Genomic DNA, 12,734 nt, shown 5'->3' on the forward strand with positions numbered 1-12,734 from the left:
TTGCTTCTACTAGGACTTTACTCAGCATGAGCCAGCTGGACAAGTTCGACCGCGCCATCCTCGCCGAGCTGCAGCGCGATGCCCGCATCAGCCTCAACGAGCTCAGCAAGGCGGTGGGCCTGACCAGCTCGCCCTGCTGGGCGCGCATCAAGCGCCTGGAGGCGGCCGGGGTCATCGAGGGCTACACCGTGCAGCTGAATGCCGAGAAGCTTGGCCTGGGCGACACGGTGATCGTGCAGGTCACGCTGGACAGCCATTCCGACGAAGCCCTGTTCGCCTTCGGCCGTGCGCTGGCCGAGATCCCCGAGGTGCTGGATGCCTATCTGGTCTCGGGCGACTACGACTACTTCATCCGCATCGCAGTGGAAAACACGCGCGACTACGAGCGCCTGCTGCGCGAGCGGCTCTACAAGATCCCCGGCATCCGCCACAGCAAGAGCAGCTTCGTGCTGCGCCGCCTCAAGAGCAGCCCCCTGCCCCTGCAACGATGACAAACCTGCACACCCCCAGCACCCGCACCCTCTGGATCGCCCTGGCCGCGCAACTCGGCCTGCTGGTCGGGTCCGGCTGGCAGCCGTTTGATCGCCTGACCTGGTTCATGGAGGTGGCGCCGGTGCTGATCGCCCTGCCGCTGCTGATGGCCACGCATGGGCGCTACCCGCTCACCAGCCTGCTCTACGGCGCGCTGTTCGTGCACGCCGCCATCCTGATGCTGGGCGGCGCCTACAGCTATGCCCGCGTGCCCCTGGGCTTCACCCTGCAGGACTGGTTCGGCCTGGCGCGCAACCCCTACGACAAGATCGGCCACTTCGCCCAGGGTTTCGTGCCGGCCCTGGTGGCGCGGGAAATCCTGCTGCGCGGCGCCCATGTGCAGGGGCGCCGCATGCTGTTCTTCATCGTCGTCTGCATCTGCCTGGCCATCAGCGCCTGCTACGAACTCATCGAGTGGGGCGCCGCCGTCGGCTTGGGCCAGGGTGCGGATGAATTCCTGGGCACCCAGGGCGACCCCTGGGACACGCAATCCGACATGGGCATGGCCCTGCTGGGTTCAGTCAGCGCCCTGCTGCTGCTGGGGCGCTGGCACGACCGCCAGCTAAGGGTGAGCTGAACCCGGCTGGCAGGCCCGGCCGCAAGCCCACAGCAGCCCCACCACCGCGGCCGAGGCCGCTGCCAGCGGCAGCGGCGCCAGGCTCGCGGCCCACCACAGCAGGGCCAGGGTGGCGGCCATGGCCCCCACGAAGAGCAGCAAGGCCAGCGCCAGGCGCGCGCCGGCCAGCGGCGGGTCGAAGCGCGGGCGCTGCAAGTCCACCTGGGGCATGGCCCCACCCGGCTGCCAGCCCGGTGGCGCCAGCAGCGCGGCCAGCCGGCCGCCCCAGCCCCGCGCGGCCCGCCAGGCCTTGGCGATCTCCACATAGCCGATCCCGTTCGCCCACAGCGGGTCCCAGCTGCGCAGGGGCTTGACCGTGCCGTAGACGCAGCGCTCCTCTTCCTCGGCGAAGGTGCCGAACAGGCGGTCCCAAATGATGAGGATGCCGCCGTAGTTCTTGTCCAGGTACTGCGGGTTCACGGCGTGGTGCACGCGGTGGTTGCTGGGCGAGCAGAACCAGCGGTCGAACCAACCCAGCTTGCCCACCAGCTCGGTGTGCACCCAGAACTGGTAGAGCAGGTCGATCAGCGCCACCACGCCAAACACCAGCGGCGGCACGCCCAGCAGCGCCAGCGGCAGGTAGAAGAGCCAGCCGAACAGGAAGCCGCTGCTGGTCTGGCGCAGCGCGGTGCTGAGGTTGAAATCCTCGCTCTGGTGGTGCACCGAGTGCGCCGCCCAGAGCAGGGCCACGCGGTGCCCGCCGCGGTGCAGCCAGTAGTAGCAGAAGTCGTAGCCCAGCAGGGCGAACAGCCAGACCCAGAGGGACTGGGCCGAGAGCTCGAACAAGGCCGCGTGCTGGTAGACCCAGGTGTAGATACCCAGGTTGAAGACGCGCGTGAACAGACCCACGAGCTGGCTGAGCATCCCCAGGCCGATGGAGTTCATTGCGTCCGCCCAGCGGTAGTCACGCCGGCCGCGCGCCCAGCCGATGCCGAATTCCAGCGCGATCAGGCCCAGAAAGACCGGCGTGGCGAAGACGATGACTTGGGCGGGCGTGAGGTCCATGGCGCAGACCATCATGCCCGCCCCTCAGCCCGGCAGGGGCCGGCGCCGCCCGGGGATTTCCCGGGCGACGCCCCGCGTTCAGCGCTCGATCTTCAGCGAGTAGCTGCCCGCGCCGCCGCTGTAGTAGCGCACCCGCACATAGCGCGTCACCTGCGTGCTGCCGGTGTTGGTGCTGCTGGCCACGTCCACCTGGCCGGCCCCCTTGGTGCCGCTGGCCAGCGTGGTGCCGCTGCTGTTGACGATGTAGAGGTCGTAGTCCACGCCGCTGCTGGGCGGCGTCAGCGTGGCCTTCAGCGTGGCCCCGGCCGGCAGCGGCACCGCGAAGTAGTCGGTGTCGCTGGTGGTCGAGAGACTGCCCGGCACGATGGCCTGCGGCGGCGACACCATCGTGGCCGTGCCGATGGTGTTGTTGCTCTCCACCTCGTTGACGATGGTGCTGGGGTTGGTCACCACCACGGCCTTGGTCTCGCTGTTGGTGCTGCTGCCATTGCCCACGGTGAGCGTGACGTTGTAGGTGCCGGCTGCGGCGTAGGTGCGGCCGATGCTGACGCCGCTGCCACTGCCGCCGTCCCCGAAGGCCCATTGGTAGCTGCTCGGGCTGCCGGTGGAGCTGCTGGCGTCGAAGCTGCAGCTCAGGCCATTGCACTGGGCGAAGAAGTTGGCGTCCAGCGTCGGCGTCCCATTGCTGATGTTCAGGAAGGCGGCCGAGAAGGCGCCCCAGGCGCCGGAGGCATCGCGGGCGCGCACGAACACCGTGTGGCGGCCCACCGGCAGGGTGCCGGTGGGGATGGTCGCCGTCAGGTTCTCGCTCACGCTGTTGAAGCTGTCATCGGCCGCCTGGATGGGCACCGCCACCGCACCGGGCAGCCAGGGCGGGGTGTCGAGGTAGTACTCGGCCGCCGCAATCGCCTGGGTGCCTTCGCTGCCATTGCTGTTATTGAAGCGGGCATCGCTGGCGGCGGCCGTGAGCGTGACCGCCACGCCGGGCTGCACCCCGCCGCCCGAGGCACCCTGACCCAGGGCGAGGCTGGTGATGTCCGGCCCGGCGGGGGTGATGTAGGGCGTGCGCACCACCTTGGCGGCGTAGATCAGCGCGGGCAGGTTGCCGGGCTTGATGGTGTTGTTGAAGTTGGTGCAGCTCTCGAAGAAGGCGGTGCCCAGCTCGAAGGTGTAGGCCGCCACGCCGAGTTCGCCATAGCTCACGCCATCGCTGGTGCCGTCGGTGGGGTAGAGACCGACCGATTGCTGGGGCGTGTAGCCGTTGTGAAAGGCGAATTTGCGACCCAGGGTCTGCAGCGCCGTGCCATTCGGCGCGGGCGTGCTCACATCACCCCAGGGCCAGAGCACCAGGCGGCTGTAGCTGTGAATGTCGAGATGGATGCCCGGGGTGTCGGCCGGCGCCGCATCCGTCTTGTTGGGGCCGCGGCGGTCCGGGAAGATCGAGCGCACATAGGCCTGGATGGCCTGGATCTCCGGTTCGCTGCCGGCGCTGGGCCCGCGGTAGGTCTCGTTGCAGACGCTGCCGCTGCTGCCCTGGCCGTTGGTGGTGTTCCAGCCGAAGCTGAAGTTGCGGTTCAGGTCCGCGCCACGGGTGTTGGTGTTGGCGCAGTAGTTGTTGTTGGCGTTCTTGCGCCAGCTCAGGCCCCCTTCGGCCTTTTTGCGGCCGTCGGGGTTGGTCTGCAGCATGAAGTGGACCTCGTGGTGGTCGAGGATCCAGGTGGCGTCGGCGTCCACGCCATGGCCGTCGAAGAGCCAGCGCGCGAAGGCCAGGGACAGCGGGGCGGTGGCGTATTCGCGCGCATGGATGGCGCTGTTGATGAAGAGCTTGGGCTTGCCGCCCGCGGGGGCCGCCACCGCGCTGTTGGTGAGCTTGAGCACGCGGATGTCGTAGCCACCCGAACCCTGCGCCTTCTGCCAGGAATCCCCCACGTCGATCCAGCTCGCCAGCGCCGGCTTGGCCGTGGCCATGGCCTGCGCCGCGGTGAAGCTCTCCTCCACCGTTTCGTAGCAGCTGTAGCTGGGGATGGACTGCACCGAAGCGCCCTCGCCTGCCGCAGCGCGGCGCTGCAGCTCGTTCAGCACGCCATCGCGCCGGCCAATGAAATCCTTGGCCGGGCTGAGCTTGAAGCCGAAGCCGCGCAGCTGCGCCTGCTCGCTCTTGTCCAGCTCCAGCACCAGCAAGCCTTCCGGCGCCTCCAGCACCGCGTGGTGGAAGCTGATCGCGGCCTTGCGCAGCATGGCCGGGCTGGCATGGCGCACTTCAAAGATCTGCGCGCTGCGCTGCAGTTCCTGCGCACGCGCCTGGCTCATTTCGGGCGAGCCGGCCTGGGCATGGCCGGAGTTCGCTTGGGCCGTCGAGATCAGGCCGAACAGGCTCAGTGCAGCGGCCAGGGGGGTGAGACGGAGGGTCACAAGGCTTCTCCAGGATGCGAGCCGGCAGCATGGCAACGGCCCTGCGGAATCGAACGGAAAGGAAGGGGAGCGGGGGCCCCACCAGGGCGCCCCCGCGGGCTCGGAGGCTGGCGCTTACCAGCTCAGCTTCAGCGTGTAGGAGCCGGCGCCCCCGCTGTAGTAGCGCACCCGCACATAGCGGCTGACCGTGCTGCTGCCGGTGTTGGTCGAGCTGGCCACATCGATCTGACCGGCCCCCTTGACGCTGCTGGCCAGGGTGCTGCCGCTGCTGTTGACGATGTACAGATCGAAGTCTCGCGAGCCCGGGTTCAGCGTCGCCGTCAGGGTCTTGCCGGCCGGCAGATCAACGCGGAAGTAGTCGCCGTCGCTGCTGCTGGACAGGCCGCCGTTGACCTGCACCCCCGCCGTGCTGATGAGCTGGGCCGCGGAGATCGAGTTGTTCGGCTCGACCTCGGCCACGGTTGGCGGTGGCGGCGTGCCATCCAGGGCCGCCAGCGCGGCCGGTGCATCCACGATGCCGGTGCCGCACTGACTGCAGGCGGCCGGGAAGGCGCGCGCCGAGCTCTTGATGGCGGCCTCGATCTCGTCCGGCGTGGCCGTGGGCTTGGCCTGGTAGAGCAGCGCCGCCACGCCTGCCACATGCGGGGCCGCCATCGAGGTGCCCTGGTAGAAGGCGTAGCTGTCCGAACCCGGCGTGGTGGTGCCACTGTTGAGCGTGGAGTAGATGCCGTTGGCCGCACCGCTGCTGGTGTTGCCGCCCGGTGCAGCCACGTCCACCACCGCGCCGTAGTTCGAGTACGGCGCCTTGCCACCGGTGGGGCCGATGGCCGCCACGCTGATCACGCCGGCACAGCTGGCCGGGCTGAAGCCGCTGGCATTGGCATTGGAGTTGCCCGCTGCCACCACCACCGTGGTGCCGCGCGAACGCGCGCTGTTGATGGCGTTCTGGCTGGTGGTGTCGCAGCTGCCGCCGCCGCCCAGGCTGAGGTTCAGCACCTTTGCGGGCGTGGCATTGGCCGGCACGCCGGACACCGTGCCGCCCGAGGCCCAGATCATGGCGTCGGCGATGTCCGAGGTGTAGCCGCCGCAGCGGCCCAGCACCCGCACCGCCTGGATCTTGGCGCCATAGGCCACGCCGATGACCCCGAGGCTGTTGTTGCCCGCCGCGGCAATGGTGCCGGCCACATGGGTGCCATGCCAGCTCGAATTGCGCGCCGGCGAGGTGCCGCACTGGCCCGAGGTGTTCCAGTCACCAGGGTCGGAGGGGTCGCTATCACGCCCGCCGCCGTCATTGGCCGTGGTGGTGTTGGCAATCATGTCGTAGCCGGCTACGGTCTGGCCCGCCAGATCGGCATGCGGGCGGATGCCGGTGTCGATCACCGCCACCACCACACCGGCGCCATTGCGGCTGTCCCAGGCGGTGTTGGCGCGGATGCCGCCGGCGCCGCCCTGCAGACCCCAGAGCTTGCTGTAGTCCGGGTCATTGGGCGTCATCAGGGCCTGCAGGATGCGGTCGGGCTCGGCGTACTCGATTGAAGGATCGTCCGCCGCCAGCTGGGCGGCAAAGGCGCGCAGCTCGTCCAGGCTGCCCGCGCGATTGAGCGCGAACACGGTGGCCCCCAGGGCATTGGTCTTGAGCTCGGTCAGCGCCAGCCCGCGTTCCATGCCGATGCGGCTCAGCGCGGGCGAGGGGCGCGCGCCCTCGCGGTACTTGACGATCAGGCGATCCGTCATCTGGGCGGGAGGACTCACGTCCACCCCACCCGCCAGGGCCATGCCCGACCCACCCACTGCGGCCAGCACACAGGCGGCCAGAAAGGTCTGCTTGAAGGCCTTCCGATTGATTACAGCCATGCTTCCTCCGGTTCAGCGATCCAACTCCCAAGGCGGGGAGCGCGCTACTGCTCGGGGTCAACTGCAAAACGGTTACTGCGGTTACTGCGGGTTCCGGGGCCATCGGCCCCCCAGGGCACGGCTTGAAGCCCCCGGTACAGCGGGGCGGGAACGCGCGGTTCCCGCCGGGTTCAGCAGCCAGCGCGGGGGCTGGGCTGAGGCGGCGCAGTCTAGGAGGGAGGCTTCGTCAGAGCTGTTACGGAAGATTTCAAACGGGCTGGGATTTGTCCGGGTCGGGGAATTCGGAATACCCGCAACCCCGCGCCGCGTGCAATGGCATCGGCACGGCGGCTCCGAACCCCGCGCCATGCCGCAACACGCATACTTCGCGCGCCTTGGTTCGCTCAGTTTTCAGCTGCCCCATGCCCCCGCCTCGCCGCACCATCTTGTGGGTCGCACTACCCACCTGCCTGGCTGCAGGGCTGCTGGCCGTCTGGCTGCTGCGGCCGCAGACCAGGGTCGAATCCGCAACGCCACCGCTTGCCAAGGCATTGACCGCTGCGCCGCTTGGCACGCCACCTCCACCCGCCATCGGGCCGGCCCGGCTCGTCACACGACCGGCAACTGCTCCCGCCGAACCGCAGAGCCGCGAAGCACGCTGGCGCGCACGCGGCCAGGCCTGGTGCGCCAACGGCCAGGCCCTGCTGGCCGCGCAGGCCCAGGGCCAGGCGTCGGCGGCGCTCATCACCGTGGCCGAGCAATGGCAGGCCGAGCAGGAGCGCGCAGCGCAAGATCTGACGCGGGAATGGGAGCAGCTGCTGCGCGCGCGGCCCGACCCGCCTTCTCAAGCCACGGCGGATGTGCTCTGGCTGCTCAACCATCCAGGCCATGACCGCTCAGGCGCCCACGCGCGCCTGCAGGCCCTGGCGGAACGCACACGCGACCCCTATGTGGTCGGGCTCTCAGCGCACACACTCTGCAAGACCAGCGAGCCGGGCTGCGAAGCCCTGGCCGCGCTGTGGATCGAAGTGGAGCCCAGCAATCTGCAAGCCCTGCAGCTGCGCCCGCCTGGGGCGCATGCCGCACCAGAAGTGGTCGAACGCTATGCCAGAGCCCTGTTCAGGGGCACGCAGTCGGTCGACCCACGCATCGAATACCTGCGCCGCCTGGCTGCGCTGGACCCAGCCCCCGGCCCGGGCCTGCAGCGCAGCAGCCAAGTCTTCATCCTGATCGGCATGCGCGCCGCCTTCGTGGCGCCGCACTGGTCGTCCTTGATCCGGCATTGCCGCGAACGAGTGACCAGCGCAGGCCTGGACTGCGGCGCCTTGGCCGAGCATCTCTGGAAGCACCAGCGCCAGGATCTGCTGGACGAGGCCCTGCTGCTGGCCCTGGCACGCACGGCACGGCCCGTGCCAGAGCACTGGAAGGATCGCGCACGCGACACGGAGGCTCGCATGGCGTGGATGAATGGGGACTTCCTGGGCGAGTCCACGGCCTGGATCGAGCAGGAGGCGCGCTGCCATCCCAACTCCGCCGGCGCGGCCTGGCTGCAGCAGTTGCTGGCCGAAGGCGAGAGCCGGGCCGTAGACGCACGCATGCCGACCTCCACGGCGCAGCGCAACGCACTGAGCCACAAGTACCGGCAACAGCGCGGCCGCGGCCTGCTGGAGGAAGCGCCTCAGCCGACGCCGCGCGGCCTCAGCCCGTCCCCCTGAAGGCCGCGCCGCTGTTCAGAGCTTCAAGCGCTCGCGTGCGGCGCGGTACTCGCGCGCCAGGCGTTCCACCAACGCCGCGGTAGGCAGCACTTCCTTGATAGGCGCAATGCCCTGGCCGCAGCCCCAGATGTCCTTCCAGGCCTTGGCCGCGGCGCCGCCGCCGAAGTTCATCTTGCTGGGGTCGGATTCCGGCAGGTTTTCGGGGTCCAGGCCGGCGCGCTCGATGGAGCCACGCAGGTAGTTACCGTGCACACCGGTGAACAGGTTCGTGTAGACGATGTCGTCACTCGTCCCGCCCACGATCTCCGCCTTGTACTCGGGCGTGGCGCGCGCCTCTTCGGTGGCGATGAAGGCCGAGCCGATGTAGGCCAGGTCCGCCCCCATGGCCTGGGCGGCCAGGATGCCGTCACCGGTGCCGATGGCGCCGGAAAGCAGCAGGGGACCATCGAACCACTCACGGATCTCCTGGATCAGCGGGATCGGGTTCTTCACGCCGGCGTGGCCACCCGCGCCCGCGGCCACGGCGATCAGGCCGTCGGCGCCCTTCTCGATTGCCTTCTTGGCGAACTTGTTGTTGATGATGTCGTGCAGCACGATGCCGCCCCAGTCGTGCACCGCCTGGTTGATGTCTTCACGTGCACCCAGGCTGGTGATGACGATGGGCACCTTGTACTTGGCGCACACCGCCATGTCGTGCTCCAGGCGGTCATTGCTCTTGTGCACGATCTGGTTGATGGCGAACGGCGCCGCCGGGGCCTCCGGATGCGCGCGGTCGTGCGCGGCCAGGGCCTCGGTGATCTCGGCCAGCCAGTCGTCCAGCAACTCGGCCGGCCGCGCATTGAGCGCCGGCATGGAGCCGACGATGCCGGCCTTGCATTGGGCGATCACCAGCGCCGGCACCGAGACGATGAACATCGGCGAGGCCACCACCGGCAGCCGCAGGCCCTGCAGGATCGGGGGCAAAGCCATCAGAAGGCCTCCAGCGGCAGCGCCAGGGCAGAGCCGGCGCCGTTCAGCACCGCATCGCGCAGCGCCGCGGTGCGCGGCAGGATGTGCTCGGCATAGAAGCGCGCGGTGGTGATCTTGGCCTGCATGAAGGCGGCGTCCTGGCCAGCGGCCAATTCCTTCTCGGCCACCAGCAGGCTGCGCGCCAGCTGCCAGCCCGCCACCAGATTGCCGGCCAGCATCAGGTAAGGCACCGAGCCGGCGAAGACGGCGTTGGGGTTGCTCTTGCCCTGCTCGGCCATGTAGTCCACCACGGCCAGGTAGGCCTGGCGGGCATGGCTGAGGTTGGCACGCACGGCGTGTGCGGCCTCGCCGCCCTGCGCCAGCTCCAGCTCCGTGGCTTCCACCAGGGCCGCGATGGAGCGGGCGTACTGGCCACCGTCGCGCAGGGTCTTGCGGCCCACCAGATCGTTGGCCTGGATGGCGGTGGTGCCCTCGTAGATGGTGAGGATCTTGGCGTCGCGGTAATGCTGGGCCGCACCGGTTTCCTCGATGAAGCCCATGCCGCCATGGATCTGCACGCCCAGCGAGGTGACCTCATGGCTGGCTTCGGTGCTGTAGCCCTTCACCAGCGGCACCAGGAACTCGTAGAAGGCCTGCGCCTGTTTGTCGCCCGCCGCATGGGTGCGGTCGTAGGCGGCCGCGGCCACGCTGGCCATGGCGCGGCAGCCCTCGGTCAGGGCGCGCATGGTCATCAGCATGCGGCGCACATCGGGGTGGTGAATGATGGTGGCCGCGCCCGGCTGCGAGCCATCCACCGGGCGGCTCTGCACGCGGTCCTTCGCGTAGGCCACGGCCTGCTGGTAGGCGCGCTCGCTCAGCGCCAAGCCCTGCACGCCCACGCCGTAGCGCGCCGCGTTCATCATGATGAACATGTACTCCAGGCCCCGGTTCTCCTCGCCCACCAGGTAACCCACCGCGCCGCCGTGGTCGCCAAACTGCAGCACGGCCGTGGGGCTGGCCTTGATGCCCAGCTTGTGCTCGATGGAGACGCAGTGCACGTCGTTGCGCGCGCCGAGCGAACCATCGCCATTCACCAGGAACTTGGGCACCACGAAGAGGCTGATGCCCTTCACGCCCGCCGGCGCGCCGGGCACGCGGGCCAGCACCAGATGGACGATGTTCTCGGCCATGTCGTGCTCGCCATAGGTGATGAAGATCTTGGTGCCGAAGACCTTGTAAGTGCCATCACCCTGCGGCTCGGCGCGCGTGCGCACCAGGGCCAGGTCGGAGCCGGCCTGCGGCTCGGTCAGGTTCATGGAACCCGTCCAGCTGCCGTCGATCATCTTGGGGATATAGCGGGTCTTGAGCTCATCGCTGCCGGCCGTCAGCAGGGCCTCGATGGCGCCGTCGGTGAGCAGCGGGCACAGCGCGAAGCTCAGGTTGGCGCTGTTCACCAGCTCCTGACAGGCCGCAGCGATGACCTTGGGCAGGCCTTGGCCGCCGAACTCGGTGGGGTGCACCAGGCCCTGCCAACCGCCCTCCACGTACTGGCGGAAGGCCTCCTTGAAGCCCGGCGTGGTGGTGACCTGGCCGTCGGCCCAGCTGCTCGGGTTCTTGTCGCCCGCATGGTTCAGCGGGGCGATGACGTCCTGGCACAGCTTGGCGCACTCTTCCAGCACCGCCTGTGCGGTGTCCAGGCCGGCATCGGCAAAGGCGGGGATCTGGGTCAGGCTGTCCAGCTCGGCCAGATGGGCCATGTTGAACAGCAGGTCCTTGACGGGGGCGGTGTAGCTCATGGGGTGGCTTTCGGGAATGAAAAAGGCGCCGGCACCCTCTGGTGGCGGCGCCTCGGAATCAGGCTGGGTCGGTTTACAGGCTGTTGACCAACTCGGGCACGGCGGTGAACAGATCGGCCTCGAGGCCGTAGTCCGCCACGCTGAAGATCGGCGCTTCCGGATCCTTGTTGATCGCCACGATCACCTTGGAGTCCTTCATGCCCGCCAGGTGCTGGATGGCACCGCTGATGCCGCAGGCGATGTAGAGCTGCGGCGCGACGATCTTGCCGGTCTGACCGACCTGCCAGTCGTTCGGGGCGTAGCCCGCATCCACGGCGGCACGGCTGGCACCCAGGGCGGCGTTCAGCTTGTCGGCCAGCGGGGTCAGCACGGTGTTGAACTGGTCGCTCGACCCCAGGGCCCGGCCACCGGAGACGATGATCTTCGCGGCGGTCAACTCGGGGCGGTCGCTCTTGGTCTGCTCGCGGCCCACAAAGCTGCTCTTGCCCGAGTCGGTGACGGCGGGGATGGACTCCACCGCGGCGCTGCCGCCTGCGGCGGCGGCATCAAAGCCAGTCGTGCGCACGGTGATGACCTTCACGGCATCGACCGATTGCACGGTGGCGATGGCGTTGCCGGCGTAGATCGGGCGCTCGAAGGTGTCGGCGCTGATGACCTTGGTGATGTCGCTGATCTGCGCCACATCCAGCAGGGCGGCCACGCGCGGGGCGGCGTTCTTGCCGCTGGCGGTGGCCGGGAACAGGATGTGCGTGTAGCCCGAGGCCAAGGCCACCACCTGGGCGGCCAGGTTCTCGGCCAGGCCTTCGGCCAGCGAGGCGCCATCGGCATGCAGCACCTTGGCCACACCCGCCAGCTGCGCCGCCGCAGCGGCAGCGGCCGCGGCGTTGTGGCCAGCCACCAGGACGTGCACATCGCCGCCGCAGGCCGCAGCGGCCGTGACGGTGTTCAGGGTGGCGCCCTTCAGGGTGCCATGGTCGTGTTCGGCAATGACGAGGACGGACATCTTCAGATCACCTTGGCTTCGTTCTTGAGCTTGCTCACCAGCGTGGCGACGTCGGGCACCTTGATGCCGGCGCTGCGCTTGGCCGGCTCCATGACCTTCAGGGTCTTGATGCGCGGGGTCACGTCGACGCCCAGATCGGCCGGCTTGACGACGTCGAGCGGCTTCTTCTTGGCCTTCATGATGTTGGGCAGAGTGACGTAGCGCGGCTCGTTCAGGCGCAGGTCGGTGGTCACCACGGCCGGCAGGGCCAGCTTGACGGTTTCCAGGCCGCCGTCCACCTCGCGCGTCACGTTCACGCCACCATCCACGGCCTCGACCTTGGAGGCAAAGGTGCCTTGCGGCATGCCGGTCAGCGCGGCCAGCATCTGGCCGGTCTGGTTGCAGTCGTCGTCGATGGCCTGCTTGCCCAGGATGACGAGCTGCGGCTGCTCCTTGTCGACCAGGGCCTTGAGCAGCTTGGCCACGGCCAGGGGCTGCAACTCGGCGTCGGTCTCGACCAGGATGGCGCGGTCGGCGCCGATGGCCATGGCGGTGCGCAGGGTCTCCTGGCACTGCGTGACGCCGCAGGAGACGGCGATGATCTCGGTGACGACGCCCTTTTCCTTCAGACGCACGGCCTCTTCGACGGCGATTTCATCGAAGGGGTTCATCGACATCTTGACGTTGGCGATGTCCACACCGGTGCCGTCGCTCTTGACGCGCACCTTGACGTTGTAATCGACGACCCGCTTGACGGGCACCAGCACTTTCATCCCGGTCTCCAGAAGGGAAAAACTGCGGGCATTCTAGGGGTCGCCCCCAGGGGGAACGGGTGGTTTCAGGGCAAACCTGCGGCGAAAATAGAACGGTCGTTCTATTTTTTGTGCAGGGTCAAA

General features: G+C 68.7%; 10 protein-coding genes. 3 read left to right on the forward strand and 7 right to left on the reverse strand.

Annotated elements, in window-relative coordinates:
- Positions 1 to 26: 26 nt before the first annotated feature.
- Positions 27 to 491, forward strand: coding sequence for an Lrp/AsnC family transcriptional regulator (locus I7X39_RS12905; RefSeq protein WP_198111575.1), 465 nt, complete (start codon positions 27 to 29; stop codon positions 489 to 491).
- Positions 488 to 1,108 (forward strand): DUF2238 domain-containing protein, encoded by a 621-nt coding sequence (locus I7X39_RS12910; RefSeq protein WP_198111576.1) that lies wholly within the window; start codon positions 488 to 490, stop codon positions 1,106 to 1,108. Before I7X39_RS12905 ends, I7X39_RS12910 begins: the two co-directional genes overlap by 4 nt.
- On the opposite strand, the gene I7X39_RS12915 is transcribed toward I7X39_RS12910, so the two are convergent.
- The 3 genes from I7X39_RS12915 to I7X39_RS12925 form a co-directional block, all read right to left on the reverse strand.
- A complete protein-coding gene (locus I7X39_RS12915) occupies positions 1,094 to 2,152 on the reverse strand; it encodes a sterol desaturase family protein (RefSeq protein ID WP_198111577.1) in 1,059 nt (352 codons plus the stop codon). The genes I7X39_RS12910 and I7X39_RS12915 overlap by 15 nt on opposite strands.
- 78 nt (positions 2,153 to 2,230) lie before the next feature.
- Positions 2,231 to 4,564, reverse strand: coding sequence for a M14 family zinc carboxypeptidase (locus I7X39_RS12920; RefSeq protein WP_198111578.1), 2,334 nt, complete (start codon positions 4,562 to 4,564; stop codon positions 2,231 to 2,233).
- A gap of 114 nt (positions 4,565 to 4,678) precedes the next feature.
- Positions 4,679 to 6,418, reverse strand: coding sequence for a S8 family peptidase (locus tag I7X39_RS12925; RefSeq protein ID WP_198111579.1), 1,740 nt, complete (start codon positions 6,416 to 6,418; stop codon positions 4,679 to 4,681).
- A gap of 401 nt (positions 6,419 to 6,819) precedes the next feature.
- Between I7X39_RS12925 and I7X39_RS12930 the strand changes: the two genes are divergently transcribed.
- A complete protein-coding gene (locus I7X39_RS12930) occupies positions 6,820 to 8,112 on the forward strand; it encodes a hypothetical protein (protein ID WP_198111580.1) in 1,293 nt (430 codons plus the stop codon).
- A 15-nt stretch (positions 8,113 to 8,127) separates the two neighbouring features.
- On the opposite strand, the gene I7X39_RS12935 is transcribed toward I7X39_RS12930, so the two are convergent.
- From I7X39_RS12935 to I7X39_RS12950, 4 genes are all read right to left on the reverse strand, one after another.
- On the reverse strand, positions 8,128 to 9,084 hold the full coding sequence (locus tag I7X39_RS12935; protein ID WP_198111682.1) for an NAD(P)H-dependent flavin oxidoreductase: 957 nt from the start codon (positions 9,082 to 9,084) through the stop codon (positions 8,128 to 8,130).
- Complete coding sequence (locus I7X39_RS12940) at positions 9,081 to 10,856, reverse strand: acyl-CoA dehydrogenase (RefSeq protein WP_198111581.1); 1,776 nt, start codon at positions 10,854 to 10,856, stop codon at positions 9,081 to 9,083. Before I7X39_RS12940 ends, I7X39_RS12935 begins: the two co-directional genes overlap by 4 nt.
- A 73-nt stretch (positions 10,857 to 10,929) precedes the next feature.
- Complete coding sequence (locus I7X39_RS12945; RefSeq protein ID WP_198111582.1) at positions 10,930 to 11,859, reverse strand: electron transfer flavoprotein subunit alpha/FixB family protein; 930 nt, start codon at positions 11,857 to 11,859, stop codon at positions 10,930 to 10,932.
- Positions 11,860 to 11,861: 2 nt separating this feature from the next.
- The gene (locus I7X39_RS12950) at positions 11,862 to 12,611 is read right to left on the reverse strand and encodes an electron transfer flavoprotein subunit beta/FixA family protein (RefSeq protein ID WP_198111583.1); all 750 of its coding nucleotides are present in this window, start codon (positions 12,609 to 12,611) and stop codon (positions 11,862 to 11,864) included.
- Between the last annotated feature and the right edge of the window lie 123 nt (positions 12,612 to 12,734).

This window comes from Inhella proteolytica, from assembly GCF_016093275.1.
Lineage (GTDB): Bacteria > Pseudomonadota > Gammaproteobacteria > Burkholderiales > Burkholderiaceae_C > Inhella > Inhella proteolytica.